The 21,183-nt window shown below is 49.2% G+C and carries 21 protein-coding genes and 1 rRNA gene; 12 read left to right on the top strand and 10 right to left on the bottom strand.

Annotated elements, in window-relative coordinates; translation table 11 throughout:
* A 16S ribosomal RNA gene (locus I8U17_RS12705) occupies positions 1-58 on the top strand; the annotation flags it as partial.
* 318 nt (positions 59-376) lie between these two features.
* On the opposite strand, the gene I8U17_RS12700 is transcribed toward I8U17_RS12705, so the two are convergent.
* Genes I8U17_RS12700 through I8U17_RS12690 form a run of 3 tightly spaced genes read right to left on the bottom strand, consistent with a single transcriptional unit; the run spans position 377 to position 2,485 of the window.
* Positions 377-1,159 (bottom strand): undecaprenyl-diphosphate phosphatase, encoded by a 783-nt coding sequence (locus I8U17_RS12700; protein ID WP_033099564.1) that lies wholly within the window; start codon positions 1,157-1,159, stop codon positions 377-379.
* A 26-nt stretch (positions 1,160-1,185) separates the two neighbouring features.
* Complete coding sequence (locus tag I8U17_RS12695) at positions 1,186-1,614, bottom strand: TlpA family protein disulfide reductase (protein ID WP_033099563.1); 429 nt, start codon at positions 1,612-1,614, stop codon at positions 1,186-1,188.
* Between the two features lie 19 nt (positions 1,615-1,633).
* The gene (locus tag I8U17_RS12690; RefSeq protein ID WP_033099562.1) at positions 1,634-2,485 is read right to left on the bottom strand and encodes an EamA family transporter; all 852 of its coding nucleotides are present in this window, start codon (positions 2,483-2,485) and stop codon (positions 1,634-1,636) included.
* Between the two features lie 231 nt (positions 2,486-2,716).
* Here I8U17_RS12690 and I8U17_RS12685 point away from each other — a divergent pair, with 231 nt between their 5' ends.
* Both I8U17_RS12685 and I8U17_RS12680 read left to right on the top strand, forming a co-directional pair.
* Entirely contained in the window at positions 2,717-3,406 is a 690-nt protein-coding gene (locus I8U17_RS12685; RefSeq protein WP_198059496.1) for a hypothetical protein, read from the top strand.
* A 16-nt stretch (positions 3,407-3,422) separates the two neighbouring features.
* The gene (locus tag I8U17_RS12680) at positions 3,423-4,007 is read left to right on the top strand and encodes a DUF1802 family protein (protein ID WP_198059495.1); all 585 of its coding nucleotides are present in this window, start codon (positions 3,423-3,425) and stop codon (positions 4,005-4,007) included.
* A 128-nt stretch (positions 4,008-4,135) separates the two neighbouring features.
* Here the strand turns inward: I8U17_RS12680 and I8U17_RS12675 are convergent, their stop codons facing one another.
* Positions 4,136-4,414: a hypothetical protein gene (locus I8U17_RS12675; RefSeq protein ID WP_198056098.1), complete on the bottom strand. Its 279-nt coding sequence runs from the start codon at positions 4,412-4,414 to the stop codon at positions 4,136-4,138.
* A 184-nt stretch (positions 4,415-4,598) separates the two neighbouring features.
* On the opposite strand from I8U17_RS12675, the gene I8U17_RS12670 reads away from it, so the two are divergent.
* The 3 genes from I8U17_RS12670 (at position 4,599) to I8U17_RS12660 (ending at position 8,230) form a co-directional block, all read left to right on the top strand.
* The gene (locus I8U17_RS12670; protein ID WP_033099558.1) at positions 4,599-5,585 is read left to right on the top strand and encodes an NAD(P)H-quinone oxidoreductase; all 987 of its coding nucleotides are present in this window, start codon (positions 4,599-4,601) and stop codon (positions 5,583-5,585) included.
* Between the two features lie 131 nt (positions 5,586-5,716).
* Positions 5,717-7,501, top strand: a complete 1,785-nt coding sequence (locus I8U17_RS12665; protein WP_198059494.1) for a M3 family oligoendopeptidase — start codon at positions 5,717-5,719, stop codon at positions 7,499-7,501.
* A 252-nt stretch (positions 7,502-7,753) separates the two neighbouring features.
* Positions 7,754-8,230 carry a CBS domain-containing protein gene (locus I8U17_RS12660; RefSeq protein WP_033099556.1) on the top strand — a complete coding sequence of 159 codons (477 nt, stop codon included), beginning with the start codon at positions 7,754-7,756 and terminating at the stop codon, positions 8,228-8,230.
* Between the two features lie 148 nt (positions 8,231-8,378).
* Here I8U17_RS12660 and I8U17_RS12655 read toward each other — a convergent pair whose 3' ends face one another.
* A complete protein-coding gene (locus I8U17_RS12655) occupies positions 8,379-8,912 on the bottom strand; it encodes a hypothetical protein (protein WP_033099555.1) in 534 nt (177 codons plus the stop codon).
* A 947-nt stretch (positions 8,913-9,859) separates the two neighbouring features.
* Here I8U17_RS12655 and sufC point away from each other — a divergent pair.
* The 6 genes from sufC (at position 9,860) to I8U17_RS12625 (ending at position 16,197) form a co-directional block, all read left to right on the top strand.
* The gene (sufC, locus tag I8U17_RS12650) at positions 9,860-10,648 is read left to right on the top strand and encodes a Fe-S cluster assembly ATPase SufC (protein ID WP_033099554.1); all 789 of its coding nucleotides are present in this window, start codon (positions 9,860-9,862) and stop codon (positions 10,646-10,648) included.
* 14 nt (positions 10,649-10,662) lie between these two features.
* On the top strand, positions 10,663-11,982 hold the full coding sequence (gene sufD, locus I8U17_RS12645; protein WP_198056095.1) for a Fe-S cluster assembly protein SufD: 1,320 nt from the start codon (positions 10,663-10,665) through the stop codon (positions 11,980-11,982).
* A complete protein-coding gene (locus tag I8U17_RS12640; protein WP_152568460.1) occupies positions 11,966-13,186 on the top strand; it encodes a cysteine desulfurase in 1,221 nt (406 codons plus the stop codon). Before sufD ends, I8U17_RS12640 begins: the two co-directional genes overlap by 17 nt.
* Complete coding sequence (gene sufU / locus I8U17_RS12635) at positions 13,173-13,610, top strand: Fe-S cluster assembly sulfur transfer protein SufU (protein WP_033099552.1); 438 nt, start codon at positions 13,173-13,175, stop codon at positions 13,608-13,610. The genes I8U17_RS12640 and sufU overlap by 14 nt, the downstream gene beginning before the upstream one ends.
* A 15-nt stretch (positions 13,611-13,625) precedes the next feature.
* Complete coding sequence (sufB, locus tag I8U17_RS12630; RefSeq protein ID WP_033099551.1) at positions 13,626-15,056, top strand: Fe-S cluster assembly protein SufB; 1,431 nt, start codon at positions 13,626-13,628, stop codon at positions 15,054-15,056.
* 286 nt (positions 15,057-15,342) lie between these two features.
* Complete coding sequence (locus I8U17_RS12625; protein WP_198059493.1) at positions 15,343-16,197, top strand: dimethylarginine dimethylaminohydrolase family protein; 855 nt, start codon at positions 15,343-15,345, stop codon at positions 16,195-16,197.
* An 18-nt stretch (positions 16,198-16,215) separates the two neighbouring features.
* On the opposite strand, the gene I8U17_RS12620 is transcribed toward I8U17_RS12625, so the two are convergent.
* From I8U17_RS12620 to I8U17_RS12600, 5 genes are all read right to left on the bottom strand, one after another.
* Positions 16,216-17,358: an N-acetyldiaminopimelate deacetylase gene (locus I8U17_RS12620; RefSeq protein ID WP_198059492.1), complete on the bottom strand. Its 1,143-nt coding sequence runs from the start codon at positions 17,356-17,358 to the stop codon at positions 16,216-16,218.
* Between the two features lie 13 nt (positions 17,359-17,371).
* Positions 17,372-18,580 (bottom strand): aspartate aminotransferase family protein, encoded by a 1,209-nt coding sequence (locus I8U17_RS12615; protein WP_033099548.1) that lies wholly within the window; start codon positions 18,578-18,580, stop codon positions 17,372-17,374.
* Positions 18,581-18,651: 71 nt separating this feature from the next.
* Positions 18,652-19,362: a 2,3,4,5-tetrahydropyridine-2,6-dicarboxylate N-acetyltransferase gene (dapD, locus tag I8U17_RS12610; protein WP_033099547.1), complete on the bottom strand. Its 711-nt coding sequence runs from the start codon at positions 19,360-19,362 to the stop codon at positions 18,652-18,654.
* Positions 19,363-19,536: 174 nt separating this feature from the next.
* Complete coding sequence (locus tag I8U17_RS12605) at positions 19,537-19,740, bottom strand: hypothetical protein (RefSeq protein ID WP_033099546.1); 204 nt, start codon at positions 19,738-19,740, stop codon at positions 19,537-19,539.
* Positions 19,724-21,055 (bottom strand): helix-turn-helix domain-containing protein, encoded by a 1,332-nt coding sequence (locus tag I8U17_RS12600; RefSeq protein WP_033099545.1) that lies wholly within the window; start codon positions 21,053-21,055, stop codon positions 19,724-19,726. The genes I8U17_RS12605 and I8U17_RS12600 overlap by 17 nt, the downstream gene beginning before the upstream one ends.
* Between the last annotated feature and the right edge of the window lie 128 nt (positions 21,056-21,183).

Genomic DNA, 21,183 nt, shown 5'->3' with positions numbered 1-21,183 from the left:
TGGGGTGAAGTCGTAACAAGGTATCCCTACCGGAAGGTGGGGATGGATCACCTCCTTTCTAAGGAGCTCTTCACAGAGCAAATGAACCGATACTTCTCAGGTCATGCCTTACTCACTCTTTAGTTTTCAGGGAATACGACTTGGACTGCCGGACTCAAAAGTCCGGCAGTTTTTTATATATGTTTGTAAAAATTCTTTTCATTTGCAGGGAGGGTAGTCGATCACATTCTGAAACTCGGATCATGTTGTTTTCTCTCCCTAACGGCTGAGAGGATCGACCGGGTTTTCCAACAAAACAAGCACAGGATTGCTTCCTGCGCTTGGCAATGCTCTCCCTCCATTAAGTGTGATTGGGAAATGCATTTATTCGCAAATCTTAAAATGTTCCGGTAAATTGAGCGGATAAGATGACCATTCCCAAAATGAAGACATAAATGGCGAAGCCTTTCAAGGAACCTGTTTTTAAGAGTGAGATCATCCATTTAACCGCGAGATAGCCGAAAATGGCCGAGCAGGCCGTGCCGATCATCAAAGCGCTCAGCGGCAACACTTCCGTTCCTCCTTCCATCAATTTTTTGCCCTGCAGGATCACAGCGCCGGCGATCGAGGGAATGGATAAAAGGAATGAGAAATAGGCGGCGGCCGCTTTGTCAATCCGGCGAAAGAGAGCCGCGGCAATCGTCAAGCCGGACCGGGATAAAGCGGGCATGATGGCCGCCCCTTGAAACAAACCGATGAGAAAGGCATCTCCGAAACTGATCTCCTCCAAGCTCTTCTTCCCTTTATCCTTAAATGTATCGGCCATCCACAACAGGAGACCGGTCGCTAAAAATTCCCAACCGATCGTCATTCCGGTTTGGGCTATCTTTTCAAACCAATCTTCAAACATAAGCCCGATAAAAGCGGTCGGGATCGTTCCGACGACCACCAACAAACTGAGACGAGAGAGCGGCCGGCGGATCATCATCACGATTTCCCGCCGGTAGATGAGAATCACGGCGATCAGCGTTCCCAGATGTAGCATGGTATCGAGAAACAGGCCGGCCTCATCCAGACCAAAGAGATGACGGCCCAAGTAGAGATGGCCGGTGCTGCTGATCGGCAAAAATTCGGTCAGCCCCTGGATGATCCCGAGTATGGCCGCTTCAAACCAGTTCATATTCATCCATCCTGTCAAACCAAGGTTTAAGGTGCGGGTAAAATGTTGCCAATCTCCTTGATTACCGACGTGAACGGGACGGTTTCATCGAAAATTCCATGGATTTCTCCCTTGTTGTTAATCAGGACGCTGCTGGGAACCGATTGCAAACCGTATGCGTCATACGTTTCTCGTCCATTGTCGCGCAAGACGGGAAACTGAAAACCGTTTTGCTCCATAAAGGAAAAGACGCGGTCCGGATTGCTTTCTCTTCCCGAAACGTGAATGGTGAGAAATACGAGTCCCGGATGATTCATCGTTCGATAGAGGATATCTTTCTGAGGCAAGGTTTCTTGGCAGGATGCGCACCAGGTAACCCAAAATTCCAGCCAAATCGCTTTTCCCGCATAGTCGGATAAGCGATGGATTCGCCCGGTCAGGTCGGGCAGGGCAAATGCAGGCGCCAATTTTCCCACGGTGAAGCCTCCTTTCGCATTAACCGATCCGGATCAAAATAAGTCCGACGAATAAGAGGATCAGGGTAAGGATTTGAACGGTCGACAAACGTTCGCGAAAGACCAAAATGGAGAGCAGGGCGACCACAAGGCTGTTGGTGGCAAAGATCGGCGCGACGATGCTGGCCGGACCCGATTCAAGGGCAATCGCATACACTTGCATTCCGGCAAAGGAAAAAATACCGGACATCAATCCCCAGCGCAGCCCTGTTCTTACCGCCGGTTTGTCCAAAGCGGACCGTTTGCGAAAAATCTCCGCAGTAAACCAGACCAGCCCGAAGGCATAGCTGACAAACAGGACGGCCGCATTTGGCAGGTGCCACTCTTCCGTTATTTTCAGTCCGCCATTGCGCAAAAAGAAAAGCACCGTTGCCATCAGGACGAGAGCATACCAGCGGATGTTGCGAATCCGGAGCGATTCATTCGGATCAATCGGTAAAATGGAAACGGCTGCGATGAGCAGCAAAACCCCGGCCGATTCATAAAGACTGAGTTCTTCTCCGTAGAGCAAGAGAGACATGGCCACTGTGAGTACGATGTTGACATTGACCAGCGGAGATGTGAGGCTGGCAGGGCCTGTCTCCAGTGCTTTCATAAACAGCAGGTTCCCCCATGCTGACCCCCATCCGATCACGATTCCGGCCAGGATTGTTTTCAGGGAGAAGGAAACGGCTCCGGTATAAACCATCCACCAAAGAAAGCCAAGTGTACCCGTGCAGTAAAGTCCCCACAAAAGGTGGTTGGTGGAGCCGCGCTGTGCCGAACTCGCCTTCATCATAAAACCGGCCAGCCCAAAGGTGACTGAACTGATGAGTGCCAGGATAAACCACATGGTAAGTTGGACCCTTTCTGCAAATAAAGTGTGATGATAACTTCTTAATCATAACGCCCTTTGTTTGATCCGTCTACTCGGAGGCACCCCCGGGCGAAAGCGCAAGCATTCCCTTTCCATTTATCTTATGTCCGGAATGAGTAAATATTTGTCCAAAAGGTTGTTTGACAAGGATGAAAAGAGAAGTCATGCTAATAATGGAGAACAAGATTCGCTTTTGGAGGAGCAGCGATGAATCAGATTGTGATGGAGGAATTGAAACGGGAAGCGGAAGCCGCTGTAAAACATCGTTTGCCTAGAGATGCTTTTCTTGATTTTGCCCATCCGAATAACCGCTTATTGGTCGGTGTCACTTGCCTCCGTGCCGGTTTGCCCGACCTGGCTTATAAGCTTTTTCAATCGATTGCCGAAGAAGGTCCGAATGAGAATCCGAATCAGCATTTTGCCTATGTCCGCAGCCTCGTGGAAATGGCAGAGCTGGATGCCGAGGCTCAAAGATTTAATCAGGCTGCCGAAAAAATGAAAGAGGCTCTGGCCCAGTATCCTGAAACGATGGGCTATATGATGAGCCGGGTTCATTTGGAGGTTTACCTCGCTTATTATCTCTATCAGGCGGGTCAGAAGCAGGAGGCGGTGGAGAAGATAGCCGGGATTGCCGGCTGGGAGCGGGAGAAATTCGCCACCATGGCGCAGCATGACGCCGTGGCATTGGTGGGGCCGGGGCTTTGTTATGCGTTGCACCAATGGGCCCTTTTTTATGCGATGGAGGAAAACTGGGAGCAAGCGGCGCAAAAAGCTGCGGAAATGGTGCCATTTGCCGAACGGGTTGATGAGTCCGGCCTGAAAGAAGCGAAGCAGCTTTTGGAAAGAGGCCGTGCGGAGGACGCTTTCCGGCGTACCATCGATTCGATCAATTATTGAACGAGGAGGAATCGGGATGAGTCGAGCCAACACCCGGATCGCCCTGAAGGAATGGGCGGTCACCGTTGAAGCGCTGGGGGAAGGAAAACAAATCATTGTGATGCGGAAAGGCGGAATCGCCGAAGAAACGCGTCATTTTGAAGTGAGAAGCGACCGTTTCTTTCTTTATCCCGCTTATGAACATCAAAAGGAAGAATTGCTCAAGCCGGAGTACAGGGGAGAGATCGCCAAAACGCTTCAATCGTGGTCACCGGAACAAGAAACGGCGACGATCAAATATTTTGCCGAGTTGCATGAAGATATCGAGGTAATGGATGAAGAAGCGCTGTTTCGCCTGGCACCCTGTCACATTTGGACCAACGATTTTGCTCATGAGCGTTTGAAATGGAAGAAAAAATTGCCGCTTCATCTGCTCTTGCTCCGGGTCTACCGGTTGGATCAGCCGGCCCGGATCCCGATTCGCCCCGAGTATTCGGGATGCAAATCCTGGCATGAAGTTCCGCAGGAATTGGCAGATTGCAGCGGGGAACCGGTGATGAAAGAAGCGGATTTCCTGGCTGAGGTAAACAAGATCAAAGCGCTGTTGGCCGGGCAAAAATAAGTTTTGCAGAATATCCGGAGGTCATGGGTGGACGCACAACCTGCGGGCATTTTCGCAAAAAAAGGTTTCGCCTAAACCAAGAAACCCGGGGATTTTTGATCCACCGGGTTTTCTTTTATCAATTGTATTTACACTTTCGATGTTTTCGCCTGATTTTCAAATTCGAGCAACAACTCATTTAAGGTCATTTCATCTTCCAAATACAACTGAACGAGTTCAAGAAGTAACGTATTTTTTTCTTCAGGTAATTCCAGGATTTGCAATAGTTCATTGAAAGGATCAAAGTCTCGTGACAAAATATGTATGCTATTTGATTTAAACATGCCTTCCAGTTCAATGGTTTTTTTGTAAATATCCCGAATCATACGCAAGATGATGCCAACCAATTGTTTTGTTTGTTGATTCATTCTAGCTCCCTTTCTTTTTATCGGAATGTTATAATCATTAGGTATAATATTATATTTATACTAAGGGATATTATAACAGAGGTATGGTATTTTTTGCATCTGTGTAATGAATTTGTAGAAACGTTTTCAAAATAAAGTTGTTTGATGGCACAGATCCATGAAGGGATGAAAGGGGCTGAAGAGGATGAAAGCAGTATTGGTGGAAAAACCGGGCGGAAGGGAGCAGTTGATGATTGGAGAATATCCGAAGCCGACCCCGGCTGATGATGAATTGTTGGTAAAAGTACATGCCACCGCGCTCAACCGGGCTGATATTTCGCAGCGTGAAGGAAAATACCCTCCTCCGCCGGGTGCGAGCCCGATCCTGGGATTGGAAATGGCGGGAGTGGTCGAAGAAGTGGGGAAAAACTGCGAGGGAGGATGGAAGCCGGGAGATCGCGTTTTTGGTTTGTTGCCGGGCGGCGGCTATGCGCAATACGCGGTGATTCCGGACAAGATGGCCATGCCGGTTCCGGAAGGTTTCACGTTTGAACAGGCCGCAGCCATTCCGGAAGTTTTCTTGACAGCGTACCAATGTCTGTTTTGGGTAGGCAGACTGAAACAGGGGGAGACCGTGCTGATCCATGCCGGCGCCAGCGGGGTAGGAACTGCGGCGATTCAATTGGTCAAGTCGGTCGGTGCCATCCCGCTCGTCACTGTGGGATCAGAGGAAAAACGGAGATTCTGTCTGGATTTGGGGGCTGATCACGCATTCAATTATAAAGAGGGGGAATTTGCCGACAAGGTTTTGGCCGCCACGAAAAACCGAGGTGTTCAGTTGGTGCTTGATTTTGTCGGGGCACCTTACTGGAAGCAAAATCTGCGTGTGTTGGCGATGGATGGGCGTCTCGTTCTGATCAGCATGCTGGGAGGGAGCCGGCTGGATGATGCGTCGCTCGGGCAGGTTCTGGCGAAACGCCTGCAAATTTCCGGAACGACGCTGCGCACCCGCTCCCTGGACTATAAACAGGATCTGACGCGGGAGTTTGCCTCTTTTGCCCTGCCGCGGTTTGTCAGCGGGGAACTCAAGCCGGTGATTGACCGCATTTTTCCATGGGAAGAGGTTCGGGAAGCGCACCGCTACATGGAAGAAAATCGGAATATCGGCAAAATCGTGCTGCGGGTGTTCTGAGCGGAAAAAGAGCCTGGAACAGGGTTTTCAGGCTCTTCATCCCGCTGTTGAAAAAATGTCAATGGATATGATAACAATAGATTAAAGATATTTCTGTCTAGGGTTAAATTTTAGAAAAAAGGGGTTTGGTTATGCCACAACAATATGCGCAGACCTGGGAATTGGATTCGTTATTTGTCGGGGGTAACCGAAGGACCGGGCTCCTGAGCGAAATGAACCGGCTCACTGCGGAAATCCCGGCGCTAAAAACAGCGTTTCAGGAAAACGCAGAAAAGGAAAAAACAGAACGGGAATGGATCAACCTTTTGGAAAAGGTACAAGATCTTGAAAAAAGGCTGACGGAGGTTTGGTCCTACATTCACTGCTTGCTGGCCCAGGATACCACAGATGAGCAGGCGCTGATCCTGAGCGGAAAAAACGAGCAGTTGTTAGCTGAGTTACAAACGTTAAAGGTCTTGTTGGAAAGCAGGCTGGCGGAAGTGCCGGATGAACTGTTGGAGCGGGTTTGCCAGGATGAGCGAATCAAACCGATTGCGTTTAACCTGTACGAAATGCGTGGGCGTGCGCAGGACAGGATGTCCGGGTCCCTTGAAACGCTGGCCAGCTATTTGAGCGTTGACGGTTATCACGCCTGGGGGGAATTGTATAACAGCGTCGTCAGCCGCATACAAATTCCGGTGGAGAAAAATGGGGAAAAGGTAAATCTGTCCGTCAGTCAGGCAGCCAATCAATTATCTCACCCCGATCGTTCCGTCCGCCAGGCAGTGTTTGCCGAATGGGAACGGGCCTGGCAAAAGGAAGCCGGTCTGTTTTCTGCGATTCTCAATCATTTGGCGGGATTTCGCCTGCAATTATACAAGCAGCGGGGCTGGGAAGATGTGTTGCATGAACCCTTGGCGGAGAACCGCATGCGGCGGGAAACGCTGGAAGCGATGTGGAGTGTGGTGGAGGAGAGCAAATCGGTCCTGGGGAACTATTTGCAACGCAAAGCCCGGCTGCTCGGACTGCCCAAGTTGAGTTGGTACGATTTGTCGGCTCCCCTGCCCGGGGAAAACAGGAAGTTCACCTTTGACGAGGCCGCACGCTTTATCATTGATCATTTCGCAGACTTCAGTCCCGATTTGGCCCGGTTTGCCGAGTCGGCCTTTTCCCGGAGATGGATTGAGGCGGAAGACAGGCCGCATAAACGCCCGGGCGGATTTTGCACCTCATTTCCCGTCAGCGGGGAAACGAGGATCTTCATGACCTTTGCCGGGACAACTGATAATCTGTCGACGCTGGCTCATGAACTGGGTCATGCCTATCATGAGCACGTGATCAAAGACCTGCCGATGTTCGCGCAAAACTATGCCATGAACGTAGCTGAAACCGCTTCAACTTTTGCCGAGTTCATCGTTTCTGACGCTGTTTTGAAAAAGGCGCAAACCAAGGAACAGAAAATCGCTTTGCTTGATCAGCGTCTCCGCATTGGAGTCAGTTACTTATGCGACATTCATTCCCGTTTTCTGTTTGAAACGAGGTTTTATGATGCACGTCGTCAGGGATTGGTGCAAGCTGAAGAATTGTGCCGGATCATGGAGGAGGCGCAGAGGGAGAGCTTCCGTGATTTGCTCGCGGAGTACCATCCCCATTTTTGGGCTTCCAAGCTTCATTTCTATGATACGCACTTTCCTTTCTACAATTTTCCGTATACGTTTGGCTTTTTATTCAGTACGGGGATTTATGCGCAGGCCCGGCAAGAGGGGGATGGTTTTGCCCGGCGCTATGTACAGCTGCTGAGGGATACCGGGAGAATGAATGTGGAAGATCTGGCCCGTAAGCATTTGGGCGCTGACTTGACCAAACCCGATTTTTGGCGCAAGGCGGTGGAATTTGCCTTACAGGATGTAAAAGAGTTTTTGCTTTTAACAGAATAGGAGGGAAAGGAGCTGCGGTTCAGGGCGCCAAATCGAATATCCAGGGCGGCAGGAACACCGGCATAAAAATTCCCTTCCGCCCTGGTAAGAATAGGCTAATTTTTAATCTGGTGATTAAAATATTTATATAAATCTTATTGACAGCAAAAAAAGAGGCAGAGTAACATGAGGGAGGGTCAAGGCGAGAAAAATTTTGCGTAGAGAAATTCACTCTGGGTAAACCGATTACCAAGAGTAAGGGAGTTTTTGCGCATGTTAAAACGAGATCAAGCCGGTTATCTTTTTTCGAGGGAGATTACCCCTTTTATCATTCCAAAAGAGAAAGTGGTAGTCGTCGATCCGGATTGGTCCCTTGAACGGGCTTTGTTGGTGCTTACCCGGAAAGCAACGAATTCGGTGCCTGTGATTAATCAAAAAGGTCAAATTGATGGAATTATTAGCAAAACAGATATTTTAGATTTTCTTCTAAAAATGGAAAAAAAGGACACGATTGATTTTTCCCGCCTGGGAAAGCATAAAGTGAAGGATGCGATGGACAAGAATCATTCAGGAATTCTGGCTAATTCGATTTTCTCCTTTGCTTTTGAGGTATTAGTGAACCGATCTTATATTCCGATCATTGATCTCAAAGGTCAATTTGTTGGAATCTTGACGAGAAAAGTGATGATGGAACAAGTGATTGAGTATTTCAAAAAGGAATATATGGAGACGATTGCGGATCAAGTGTGATAAAGCGAAAACCGTCTCAACCTGCCGAGTTGGGACGGTTTTTTCATCTATATTAAACACGATTAAAGTTAAATGCAAACGGAAAAGGATAAACAGGATAGAATAATTTCAGATGACAGAAAGTTTTGCTTCAAGGTGTCTGCGTTGGTCAATTGGATGAAAATAAGTGATCGAGCAACTTTTCCCTGGAGCAATGTTGCAGAAATTGGGTTAGTTCTTCCCAATAACAAGCATCTCTGTGCTTGCCGGTAATCTGCGCGATCAGTTTCATATACTGCAACCAGCCAAAGAGGGTAAAGGGTATGACAGGAAAGGAAAAGTCCTCACGGTATGCGGGAAGCAGATTGGGTTCGATTTTTTGAAAGACGTTGGCGTATATGGCTGATTCAAGTGATTCCGGCAACTTGGGAACGGCCAAGATCAGGGGGCGCTGTTTTTTCCAGATGTGGAGAAGCTTTTTTTTCAAAAAACTGTTGAGATAGCGCTCTTGGTCCGCCTTCTGCAAATTCACGCTGAAATAGGTAAATTCCTCTGATACAACCGCATTGTCAAATGAAAAAGGGGCCTGTTTATTGTAGAGTTCATCGTCTTTAACTGTAGAAGGGCGATCGTTTGTGTAGATTCCGATTTTTGGAACAGATGCATGAGGTGCCCCCAAGAGGTAAGGGATATTCTTTTTCATCAGAAACTCCTCCTACAAATACGCTTCTACACGAAAAGTGGCTCGATCGGTGAAATATTTTGTTCAAACATGAGCAATATTATCAAAAAATAAAAAAAGACAACAAAAAAACTCTTTTTTTAAAATGGGAGCAAAACAGATGTTGAGGGAAAATTCTAACGAAGGAGCAAAAAGAAATTTTGTACAAACCTTCTATGAATATTCTGCCTTAAATCCGCTTTAAAAGCAAGTGAAGTTTACAGATTTTTTGTAGAAAATTCCTCGTTCATTTGAGGATTTTTCGTGAACATGGATCTTGATATTTTTTTAAATAAACGATGCAGAAAAGAGAATTCGTTAAGGTAGTTTTGCAATAGTATTAAATATACCAATAATTGCATTGTAATATATTGGAATGTCATGGGATTGGCAGAGAAGGACTAGATTCCTTTACTAAATATACTTTCTTTTTGAATAAATTTTTCCACTTATGATGAAAAATTATAAGAAGAATCGCTTGCCGCAGAAAGGGCATCCAGTATTTGCATGGCTTATGTTCCGGCCAACGACCGGATTGCATCTTTCTTCTGAAGCACGTTTGTGTTAGGATTGGGAAAATCAGAGTAACGGAATCTCAGGATCGGACCGCATCTGAACGGATTAGCGCACAAGCCGGGAGTTGAATCCGGGAATAATGGAACGGGAAGAGTAACGGTCCGGCCGGACGGAAAGGAATGACCGCACAACTGTTTCCGGACCGGGTTGAAGAGCAAAGTTCACTTGATATGATAAAAGTTGTGCAGTAAAATGTAATGAGAATCATATGATAATCAATCTAAATAACAAATTGTGTGGAAGCGGCGACCGGATTACCTGACAAGTTGCCGGTTTTCCCCGTATCTCCCTCCGCCAATAAAACCGGATGGTGTTCAGGAGATAAAGGAAAAGACTGATGGAGGAATGAGAAGATGTCGACAGCTCCAAAACTGACGATCAAAGATCTTTGCGTATCCATAGACGGTCAAGAGATTTTGAAAGGGGTCAATCTTGAAGTAAAGGGCGGAGAAGTGCACGCCATCATGGGCCCGAACGGAACCGGTAAAAGTACGCTCGCATCTTCGCTGATGGGACATCCGCGTTATGAAGTGACCAAAGGGGAAGTCACGCTTGACGGACAGGATGTGTTGGAGATGGGAGTGGATGAGCGCGCGCGGGCCGGTTTGTTTTTGGCCATGCAGTATCCGGCTGAAGTGAGCGGTGTGACCAACTCCGACTTTTTGCGCAGTGCGATCAATGCCAAACGCGGGGAAGGGAATGAAATCTCCCTGATGAAGTTCATCCGCGAATTGGATAAAAAGATGGAACTGCTGGAGATGGACGAAAAATTCGCCACCCGCTACTTGAACGAAGGATTTTCCGGCGGGGAGAAAAAACGGAACGAAATTCTGCAGATGATGATGCTGCAACCGCGAATTGCCATTCTCGATGAAATTGACTCGGGACTTGACATCGATGCGCTCAAAGTGGTGGCCAAAGGGGTCAACTCCATGCTGAGCCCGGATTTGGGTGTTTTGATCATTACCCACTATCAGCGCCTGTTGAACTACATTAAACCCGATTACGTACATGTCTTCATGCAAGGCCGCATCGTAAAATCCGGCGGTCCGGAACTGGCAGAGCGTTTGGAAGCGGAAGGTTACGACTGGGTGAAGGAAGAGCTGGGCATCGAAGATGAAACTGTTGGCCAAAGGGTGTAAGGGTGGTGCTGAAGATGAGTGTAGAAACCCGTATGCTTTTTGATGAAAACGTTGTGACCGAAGTATCCAAAAAACAGCAGGAACCGGAATGGATGCTTCAGTCCCGCCTTGAAGCACTTCGTGCCGCTGCCCGTCTTCCGTTGCCTCAATTGCAAAAGACCAATATCGACCGCTGGAATTTTACGGACTTTAATCCCTATAAAGATGAAGCACCGATCAAGGAACTGTCCGAGTTGCCGGAAAACATCGCCCGATTCCTGGTTGAACAGGAAAATTCCGGCTTGTTTATCCAGAAGAATTCCAGTGTCATCTTTCAAAATCTGTCAGCGGAATTAGCAGATAAAGGTATTATTTTTACGGATCTTGCCACCGCTGCCCGCGATCACGAGGAACTGGTGAAAGTGTATTTCATGAACGAAGGCGTGAAAAGAGACGAACATCAATTAACTGCGCTTCACGCCGCCTTGTTTAGCGGAGGAATCTTCCTCTACATTCCGCGCGGGGTTGAAGTAACCGTTCCGCTGCAAGCGATGTTTTGGCTGTCGGGCGGGAAGAACGGAATGTTGCCGCATGTTCTGCTCGTGGCTGAAGATCACAGCCGGGTCGATTTCGTGGCCAATTTCGTGTCGGACCCGGATGATGGCGGGGCAGTGAGCAACAGCGTGATCGAAGCATTTGTAGGGGCCAACGCCGATGTTCGTATTGCCACGGTGAACACGCTCGGCGAATCCGTTGTCGATGTGATTTATCGCCGCTCGGTAGTGGATCGCGACGGCCGGCTTGAATGGATTGTCGCCGACTTGAGCGATGGACGCCTCATTTCCGACAATACTTCCTCTCTCCGCGGAGAAGGCGGCAGTGTCAATGTAAAAGCGGTTGTGCTGGGAACGGGTGAGATGAGGGGGAATGTCACTTCCTATATCCGCCATCTGGCACGGAACACGGCAAGTGAGATCAATGCGCGATCCGTGATGAAAGACCAAGCTTCCAGCATTTTGAACAGTATCACGAAAATTGAAAAGGGAGCCAGCAAATCGGACGGGCAGCAATCGGGGAAAGTGCTGATGTTGGGAGAAAAGGCCCGCGGTGATGCCAATCCGATTCTCCTGATCGACGAGAATGATGTTGCGGCAGGCCATGCTGCGAGCGTGGGCCGGATTGATCCATTACAGCTCTACTACTTGATGTCTCGCGGGATCAGCCGGACAGAAGCTGAGAGATTGATCATTTACGGTTTCCTGGATACCGTCCTTTCCCAAATCCCTTCTGAGGCGCTGCGGAAGAGCATCCATCGCGTCATCGAAAGGAAGTTTGCGAATGAAAAACGCTCGTAAAGATTTTCCGATTTTGGATCAATCCGTCAACGGTCATCCGCTGGTTTATCTTGACAGCTCGGCAACCTCACAAAAGCCGGTTCAAGTGATCGAAGCGGTGGAAGCTTATTATAGAGAGATCAATTCCAATGTCCATCGGGGCGTTCATACTCTTGGCACAAAGGCGACAGATGCATACGAAGGCGCACGTGAAAAAGTGCGCCGTTTCATCAATGCGGGCTCGACCCGGGAGATTGTGTTCACGCGCGGGACGACGACAGGAATCAATTTGGTTGCGCGCAGTTATGCAATTCCCCGTTTGCAGCCTGGTGATGAAGTGATTCTGACGCCGGCGGAGCACCACAGCAATCTCATTCCGTGGCAACAAGTCGTGAAGGCCACCGGTGCAACCCTGAAATATTTCCCGCTTGAAGCAGACGGAACGCTTGATCTCGCCAAGGTGCGAACGACGATTACACCCAACACCAGAATCGTCGCGATTCAACAGGTATCAAATGTTCTCGGAACGGTTCACCCGATCAAGGAAATTGCGAAAATCGTCCATGAAAACGGAGGAATCATTTGCGTGGACGGAGCGCAAAGCGTCCCTCACATGAAAGTGGATGTACGCGATTTGGATGTCGATTTCCTCGCCTTCTCCGGTCACAAAATGTGCGGGCCGACCGGAATCGGCGTTCTCTACGGGCGTGAAGAGCTGTTGGAACAGATGGAACCGATCGAGTTTGGCGGCGAGATGATCGACCATGTCGACCTGACAGATGCGACCTGGAAGGAACTGCCGTGGAAGTTTGAAGGAGGAACCCCGATCATCGCCGGTGCGATCGGACTGGGAGCTGCCATTGATTATCTCGAATCGATCGGAATGGAGCAAATCGACGAGCATGATCGGAAGCTGGCCCGCTACGCATATGAAATGCTGAGTCAAGTGGAAGGCATCACCATTTACGGTCCCAAGGAAAATCGTACGGGTTTGATCACCTTTAACCTGGACGATATTCATCCTCATGATGTCGCTACGGTCCTGGATGCCGAAGGAATCGCCGTTCGTGCCGGACACCATTGCTGCCAGCCGCTGATGCGCTGGTTGAATGTTACAGCGACAGCAAGAGCGAGCTTTTATCTGTATAATGACGAAGCAGACATCGACCGCTTGGTGAAAGGCATTCAAAAGACGAAGGAGTATTTTGGCCATGTCTTTAGATGATCTGTATCGGCGCGTGATCATGGATCATTATCAGCGCCCGCGCAACAAAGGACGAATTGAAGACGGGGCGGTTACTGTTGATTTGAACAACCCGACTTGCGGTGACCGGATTTCGCTGCAAATGCGTGTGGAAGATGGCATCATTCAGGAGGCGAAATTCCTGGGTGAAGGTTGTTCGATCAGTCTGGCCTCCGCATCTATGATGACTGAGGCGGTAAAAGGGTTAAAGGTGGAGGAAGCACTGGAACTCGTCGACCTCTTCTCGAAGATGATGCAGGGGGAAGATGTAGACCCTGAGAAATTTCCGCTTGAGGATATAGAAGCGTTGATGGGAGTTGCCAAATTTCCGGCCCGGATCAAATGCGCTACATTGGCGTGGAAAGCGCTTGAGCAAGGTGTAAGAAATCAGCAAAAAGCAGACTAGAAGGGGGAAAAAACCGTGGCCGATCAAAACCAACTGCCCGATCTGTCGGAGTACAAGTACGGTTTTCGCGATAAAGACGTTTCGGTTTTCCGCTCCAAAAAAGGGTTAAGCCGCGAAGTGGTCGAAGAGATTTCCCGCTTGAAAGGCGAACCGGACTGGATGCTTGAATTTCGCTTAAAGGCGCTGGAGCAGTTTTATAAAATGCCGATGCCTTCTGCGGAGAACAGCAAGTGGTTTTCCATTTTGCCCGGTAAACTGGATGAACTTGACTTCGACGACATCACGTACTATGTCAAACCATCCGAGCGCCAGGGACGCAGCTGGGATGAAGTCCCTGAGGAAATCAAACAAACCTTTGACAAACTGGGCATTCCCGAAGCGGAACAAAAATTCCTGGCCGGTGTGTCGGCTCAATACGAATCTGAAGTGGTTTACCACAATATGCAAAAAGAACTGGAAGAGCAAGGGGTTATCTTCTGTGACACCGATACGGCTGTCCGTGAATACCCGGAGCTTCTGAAAGAGTATTTCGGTACGGTCGTACCGCCTTCAGACAACAAGTTCGCTGCTTTGAACAGTGCGGTCTGGAGCGGCGGCAGCTTTATCTACGTGCCGAAAGGCGTTCGCTGTGAAGTGCCGTTGCAGGCTTACTTCCGCATCAACTCGGAAAATATGGGACAATTTGAACGCACGTTGATCATCGCGGATGAAGGTTCGTTCGTTCATTATGTGGAAGGTTGCACTGCACCGATTTACAGCACCGATTCATTGCACAGCGCCGTTGTGGAAATCATCGTCAAGGATCATGCACGATGCCGTTACACCACCATTCAAAACTGGGCGCCCAACATTTACAACCTGGTGACCAAACGGGCCGTCGCTTATCGCGGTGCGCATATGGAATGGGTCGACGGAAACATCGGCAGCAAATTGACCATGAAGTATCCGGCTGTCATTATGCAGGGAGAAGGAGCAAAAGCGGATATCCTGTCGATTGCCGTTGCCGGTAAAGGACAGCACCAGGATGCAGGCGCCAAAGTGGTAGCCAATGCGCCGAACTGCACATCCACCATTATTTCCAAATCGATCAGCAAACAGGGCGGTAAAGTGACCTACCGCGGACTCTCCAGCTTCGGGCGGAATGCAACGGGCTCCAAGTCCAACGTCAAATGTGACACCCTGATTCTGGATGATCAATCAACTTCCGATACGATTCCGTATAATGAAATCAAAAATGACAACGTAACACTGGAGCATGAGGCGACCGTTTCCAAAGTGAGTGAAGAACAGCTCTTCTATCTGATGAGCCGCGGTCTTTCCGAAGAAGAAGCGACACAAATGATCATTATGGGCTTCATTGAACCGTTTACCAAGGAGCTTCCGATGGAATATGCAGTGGAAATGAACCGTCTCATCAAATTTGAGATGGAAGGTTCAATCGGATAAATTCTGCCGCAAAACCGTCAAGTGAGGCAGCTTGGCGGTTTTGCGTTTTTAACAGAGGAGGAATCAGGATGAAATGGATCGGCGAGTATTTTTATTTTATTCTGCTGGGAATTTTGGTGCTGATGTTTGCATTGGTGATCGGAACGCGTTTTTTCTAGCGGGCGGATCGGTTTTTTTTGACCAGGACGGCTTCGCGATTCCATTTTTTTAAGGTTGTTCGCGCATAATAAGGGTAAATGTTAACGAAGGTTTATGAGGTTCCTTTTAAACGGAGGGCGGAAAAAACATGACCTTGAAGCGCGAACTGACGGATCTGGAGCTTTCCTGTTACAGCGAATATTCAAAGCTTAAAACCGTGTTGATGTGTCCACCTGTTTACTTTCACATTTCAGAAGTGATTAACCGGGTACAACGGGTCCATATTGGGGAGATTGACCGCGAAAAAGCGAAACACCAATTTGAAAATGTGGTGCAAACCCTGGAGAGGCATGGAGTTGAGGTGATTTTGCTGCACTCGGATCCAGAATATTCCGACCAGGTTTATACGAGGGATATTGCCTGCGTGGTGGGGAGAGAGCTTCTGCTGGCCAATATGAAAGAAGAAGTGCGGCAGGGAGAAGAAACGGAGCTGGTCAGGCGGTTAAAAGAATGGCGCCTTCCTTACATTGAGGTCGGACACGGATCCGTCGAGGGAGGAGATATCCTCGTCGACGGTGATCAGGTTTGGGTCGGGCTGAGCGGCCGGACGGACAGAAAAGCGGTTGATGAGTTGGAAAAGCGCCTCCCTGATTTTACTTGGCACCGGATTCCATTGGAGAAAAAATATCTTTATCTTGACTGTATTTTCAACATTTTATCCCCGACTGAAGCGATTGTTTATCCCCCGGCTTTTTCAGAGGAAACACTGGCGATGTTCTCTTCTGTCCGGGAGTTGATTCAGGTGACGGAAGAGGAACAGTTTGGACTAGCTGCCAATGTATTGTCGATTGGAAATAAAGTGGTCTTGAGCCAGCCGCAATTCGGTCGCCTGAACCGTGAGCTGAGGCGGAGAGGGTATGAAGTGGAAGAAGTGGATATATCCGAAATAACCAAAGGAGGCGGGGCATTTCGCTGTATCACCCTGCCGCTCGTCCGGGAGTAAAGAAAAAAAAGCGGGAGGTCATCCCGCTGGAAATGCTTTGTCGTTTTGAGATAAATGTTTCAAATAGCCGGATACAGTCTCGATGGCCACGGCGATTGCCCGTTCATCCGGTTCGATTTGCGGATGGTGCAGACCGTAGGGGGTTTCAACTCCAAGCCAGAACATGAAACCGGGAATCTCCTGCAAAAAATAGCCAAAATCTTCTCCGGCCATTGTTTCGCTGCATTCGACCACATGGAAGCGGGTGTGATTTTGCGCCCATTGCAAAAACGATTGGGTCAGTTCCGGATGGTTGTACACCTGGCAGTAGTTGGCCCCCCAGTCGATAGTGGCCTTGCAGTCAAATCCGGTTTCGATCCCGCGAACCAGCGCCTGAATTCGCTGTTTTACCGTTTCCATCGCTTCGGTTGACAACGTGCGAATCGTCCCTTCCAGGCGGGCGTGTCCGGCGATGATATTCTGCTTGGTTCCGGCTTCGATCTTTCCGATGGTGACCACTCCGGCATCAAGCGGATTCAGATTGCGCGAGACGATCGTTTGCAATTGCAGTGTGAGTTCCGCGGCAGCGACCGCCATGTCATTGGCCAGATGGGGTCGGGCTGCGTGACCGCTGGTGCCGCACAGATCGATGAACAGCTCAGACGTGTTGGCAAAAAGGATTCCCGGACGGGTGGCAATTGTACCCACCGGATATTCCGGGGCGATGTGCAGCGCCAGGATGAGGTCGGGCTTCCAATCGGAAAACTCTTTGCTTTTCAGCATGGGAAAAGCGCCTCCCGGACCTTCTTCCGCCGGCTGGAAGATGAACAGGAGATCATCATCGACCGGATGTTCACAGAAATGGGTGATCAACCCCAGGGCGATGGCCATGTGCATGTCGTGTCCGCATGCATGCATGTAACCTTCATGTTTGGAACGGAACGGGTAACTGGTTTGTTCGGTGATGGGAAGTCCGTCCATATCCGCTCGGTAGCCGATACAGCGTTTTGGATTCTGTCCGGGGATTCTCACCAGTACTCCCGTGCGCCAGGTTTTGATTTGCAGGCGCGGGGGCAGGGAAGAGAGATAGTCCAGGATGAACTGTTGCGTTTTCACCTCGCAAAATCCCGGTTCGGGAATCTGATGCAATTGTCTGCGCAGTTCATTAAAACGATCAGTCATTGCTCTTTCTCCTTTAATCGGCGATTTGCAGCATACGTTTTTCCAGCGCCTGAATGAAGAAGTCGGTTTCCTCCCGTTTCAGCGTCAGCGGCGGGAGAAGGCGAATCACGGTTTTGGCCGTCACATTGACCAAAATTCCGTCCGTGAGCAGTTCCTTTTGCAACCGTATCACATTCTCGGCAGACAGGGAGGTACGGATGCCGATCATCATGCCCCGCCCGTCCATACCCGTGATCAGATGCGGGTATTTTTCTTTTAGAGCCTCCAATCGTCTCCACAGATAATCGGCCCTTTGTTTGCCCTGTTCCAATCCCCCTTCTTCCAACAATACATCGAGGACGGCGTTGCCCATGGCTGCGGATAGCGGAGAAGGAGCGAATGTGGTTCCGTGGTCGCCTGGTTTAAATACATCGGCTGCCCTTTCGCCCGCGATGATGCCGCCGAGTGGAAGTCCGCCGCCGATCCCTTTGGCGAACAAGATGACGTCAGGAGTTAAATCAAATTGCTGATACGCGAATAAGGTACCGGTGCGTCCCATTCCCGTTTGAATCTCATCCACGCAAAAGAGCATTTCCTCTTCGGCACACAGATCATCAATCGCGCGTAGGAACGATTCGGAAAGCGATACGACGCCACCAGCACCGAGAATCGGTTCCACCAGGATGGCGGCCGGCCGGTTCTGCCTGCAAACTTCCCGCAGTTCGGCAATATTATTCATTTCCACCTCATAAACGGGAAAAGCTGGTTGCGGGTAATCCTGGTATACACCCGGTTGCCGGGTCAAGCGCAGTGCACCGAGCGTTCGCCCGTGAAAGCTGTTTTTCAGCACGACGATGCCTTCTTTGCCGTTTTGTTCCCGCCGGGCCCATTTGTGAATCAGCTTGATGGCCGCTTCGGTCGCTTCTGCCCCGGAACCGCCGAAATAAACCTTCCCTTTCCCGAAAGTGTGCTTTACCAGCCGCAGCGCCAAACGGATGGCCGGCGGATTCAAGAAGATATTGGAAATGTGGAGAAAGCGGTGTCCTTGTTCCTCCAATGCCTTCATCAGACGGGGATGCGCGTGACCGAGGATGTTGACGGCCAAGCCGGTGAACAGGTCGAGATAGCGGTTTCCCGCTGTATCATAAAGATAGTTGTTTTCCGCTTTTTCAATGGCGATCGGCAGACGCTGTACAGTCGGCATGATATAGGTTTGGTCGAGTTCTTGCCAGTTCGTCGTCATGTTGCCTTCTCCTTTTGATATAAAATGAGGCCCCGGAGGGCCAAATTTCTTCTGATGGGGTAGCGGGCCGATTAAAGCTCGCGCAATGCTTGAATAACCTCTGTTTTCGATCGGGTCTGGCTGTCGATCTCTTTAATCACGCGGGCCGGAGTTCCGGCAACAACGGTGTTGGGCGGAACATCTTTGGTGACAACGGCGCCCGCAGCAACGACCGAGCCTTTGCCAACGCGAACCCCTTCCAGGATGACGGCATTGGCGCCGATTACAACATCGTCCTCGATGACAACAGGTGTCGCGGATGGCGGCTCGATGACGCCGGCAATGACTGCGCCGGCCCCGATGTGGCAATTTTTCCCGATTGTGCCGCGTCCGCCGACGACAACGTTCATATCGATCATGGTGCCTTCACCGATGACGGCCCCGATATTGATGACGGCTCCCATCATGATGACGGCATTTTTTCCGATTTCCACCTGGTCGCGAATAATTGCCCCCGGCTCGATCCGCGCTTCAATCTGCTTCAGGTCAAGCAACGGGATCGCAGAATGGCGGCGGTCATTTTCCACCACATAGTCTTCGATTTTATCCTTGTTTTCGTTCAGGACGGGAGCGATCGCTTTCCAGTCACCAAACAAAACGCCAACGTTGCCGTTAATAAAGGTTTTTATGTCACTATCAAATTTCAGGCTGTTCAAATCCCCTTTGATATGTACTTTGACCGGGGTTTTCTTTTCGCTTTTTTGAATAAACTCAATGATCTGGTGTGCGTCCATTTCTTTCATACTTTCGGCATCCTTTCTGCGGGTATTAAAAAAGGAATCCCTTGAAATTCGCGGATACAAACAGATTTCAACACAGTAAAGTATAACATATGTCATCCTTTTACAAAACCAGCCCGGTCAAAACAAAGGAGCCGGGTCCCCCATGTTTGCAAATGGGTCGCCCGGCTCCCGGTATTAGAGACCGCCTGGTTCGCTGTTTCCATCAGGGGCCAATCCGCCTGGTTCACTGTTGGTGATATGGATGCTCAGTCCGCCCGGTTCGCTGTTGCTTGCCATTTGGAGAGAATGTTTTTGCACGTGAAAGAGGAGGGTAAAAGCTGAAACCAGCGCAAAGGAGGAAACAACCAAAATGGAAATAAATTTAGATGCTTTCCTCAAGGAATTCTACCTCCTTTCTATTAAACTCTTTCTTTACATTATACATATTTCGCATGCAATTCTGAAATTCCTGCTCGTCTTTTCCGTCAAAACAGCGGGCCAGGCTGAACCAGGCTTTAAATTCTTTCTCTTTGTATCCCTGTTTTTGCGCGATTTCCAGGGCTTTTTGATAGTGCGAGATCGCTTCGTCCGTTTTGTCGATAATTTGACACAAATCGCCCATCATGATGAGGCTGGTGCTGAGCCGGGAAGTATCGTTGAACTTTTCTGCATATTTGATTGCCTTTTCCAAAGCGCCGTACGCATTTTCGTTTCTTCCCTGCTTCATGTAGAGAATGCCGAGCCGGGTATATACGGTGGTCAGGCGTTGGTCTTCAGGGAATTTTCCTTCGAGTTTCAGGGCCATTTTGAAGGAGGTTTCCGCGAGATCCCATTCCTTTTTCGCTGTGTATACACTGCCCAGAACGGTCCAAAGATCGCACATGCTGTCGTATTGTTTGTTGCGGCGCGAGATTTCGATTCCTTCCGTGGCAATTTCGATCGCTTCATCCAAGAGACCGGACAGTCTGGAAAACTCGGACCTCAGCCAATAAAAGCCGAGCGCAGTTCCGATATCGTCCATTAACGGGATTTGCTCCCATATTTCATGAACCAGCTGAATTCCTTCGGTGATGCGTCCGGTTCGTTGCAGGTAAACCCCTTTGTTGCGGTATAAAAGGGCTTTGATATGCCGGTTTTCACCGTCTTCCACAAATGCCTCGATTCCGTTGTTGGTGAATTCCAGGGCTTGTTCAATATCATTGCGGTAATAGCTGATCAAGCCCAAAAGAAGGTAGCTGGCCGCTTCCATGTTGTTTTCTTTGTACGGATTTTGCTGTGAGATGCGAAGTGCGTTATATAGAGCGCGTTCGGCTTGCTTCCATTTTCGTTTACCCATGTAACATTTAGCTTTAAAATAGTAGGCGTGGGCAATATATGGATGGCTTTCTTCCAAGTTGAGTTCTTCCAAAAGGTCGAGCGCTTCGTCGATAAATCCTGTTTTTCGCAGAGTGGCGATGGTGAGAAGTTTAAATTTTACTTTTTTTAATTCTTCCTGCTCCTGTACCAGCATTTCCGGAAGTTTATGCATTGGAAGATCCAATTTTTCCAGCAGATATGAAATTTTCTCGGGACTCACATGTGCGACTCCGCGTTCGATATTGCTGACCGTCGCCGGGGAGATATTTTCGTCGGCCAAGTCCTCCAGCCTGAGCCCGCGGTCTTTTCTCACCTTCCGGATCACTTCGCCGATTTCGTGCAAAGCTAAGGTCTTCATCCCGGTCACCTCTCTTAACCTGATTATTATTATATTACACCTTTTTAAAAAAATTGGGAATGTGTATTTTTTAATTTTCTTAAATATACTGGTGATCTGGTCGTTTTTTTAACAGCCTCGTGGCGAAC

The organism is Thermoactinomyces sp. CICC 10521 (genome assembly GCF_016055135.1).
GTDB lineage: Bacteria > Bacillota > Bacilli > Thermoactinomycetales > Thermoactinomycetaceae > Thermoactinomyces_A > Thermoactinomyces_A daqus.
Note: the sequence above shows the minus strand (reverse complement) of the source record. Positions and strands in the feature narration are given on the sequence as shown.

Bases quoted from the DNA above. Each gene is read 5' to 3' on its own strand.
- I8U17_RS12700 (WP_033099564.1), bottom strand. From the start codon at position 1,159: ATGAACTGGTTTGAAGCGGCCATACTCGGGATCATCCAGGGGCTGACC.
- I8U17_RS12690 (WP_033099562.1), bottom strand. From the start codon at position 2,485: ATGTGGTTTATCCTGGCACTCATCAGTTCAGTCACCTTTGGGCTGGCC.
- I8U17_RS12685 (WP_198059496.1), top strand. From the start codon at position 2,717: ATGAATCAGATTGTGATGGAGGAATTGAAACGGGAAGCGGAAGCCGCT.
- I8U17_RS12680 (WP_198059495.1), top strand. From the start codon at position 3,423: ATGAGTCGAGCCAACACCCGGATCGCCCTGAAGGAATGGGCGGTCACC.
- I8U17_RS12675 (WP_198056098.1), bottom strand. From the start codon at position 4,414: ATGAATCAACAAACAAAACAATTGGTTGGCATCATCTTGCGTATGATT.
- I8U17_RS12670 (WP_033099558.1), top strand. From the start codon at position 4,599: ATGAAAGCAGTATTGGTGGAAAAACCGGGCGGAAGGGAGCAGTTGATG.
- I8U17_RS12665 (WP_198059494.1), top strand. From the start codon at position 5,717: ATGCCACAACAATATGCGCAGACCTGGGAATTGGATTCGTTATTTGTC.
- I8U17_RS12660 (WP_033099556.1), top strand. From the start codon at position 7,754: ATGTTAAAACGAGATCAAGCCGGTTATCTTTTTTCGAGGGAGATTACC.
- I8U17_RS12655 (WP_033099555.1), bottom strand. From the start codon at position 8,912: ATGAAAAAGAATATCCCTTACCTCTTGGGGGCACCTCATGCATCTGTT.
- sufC (WP_033099554.1), top strand. From the start codon at position 9,860: ATGTCGACAGCTCCAAAACTGACGATCAAAGATCTTTGCGTATCCATA.
- sufD (WP_198056095.1), top strand. From the start codon at position 10,663: ATGAGTGTAGAAACCCGTATGCTTTTTGATGAAAACGTTGTGACCGAA.
- I8U17_RS12640 (WP_152568460.1), top strand. From the start codon at position 11,966: ATGAAAAACGCTCGTAAAGATTTTCCGATTTTGGATCAATCCGTCAAC.
- sufU (WP_033099552.1), top strand. From the start codon at position 13,173: ATGTCTTTAGATGATCTGTATCGGCGCGTGATCATGGATCATTATCAG.
- I8U17_RS12625 (WP_198059493.1), top strand. From the start codon at position 15,343: ATGACCTTGAAGCGCGAACTGACGGATCTGGAGCTTTCCTGTTACAGC.
- I8U17_RS12620 (WP_198059492.1), bottom strand. From the start codon at position 17,358: ATGACTGATCGTTTTAATGAACTGCGCAGACAATTGCATCAGATTCCC.
- I8U17_RS12615 (WP_033099548.1), bottom strand. From the start codon at position 18,580: ATGACGACGAACTGGCAAGAACTCGACCAAACCTATATCATGCCGACT.
- dapD (WP_033099547.1), bottom strand. From the start codon at position 19,362: ATGAAAGAAATGGACGCACACCAGATCATTGAGTTTATTCAAAAAAGC.
- I8U17_RS12600 (WP_033099545.1), bottom strand. From the start codon at position 21,055: ATGAAGACCTTAGCTTTGCACGAAATCGGCGAAGTGATCCGGAAGGTG.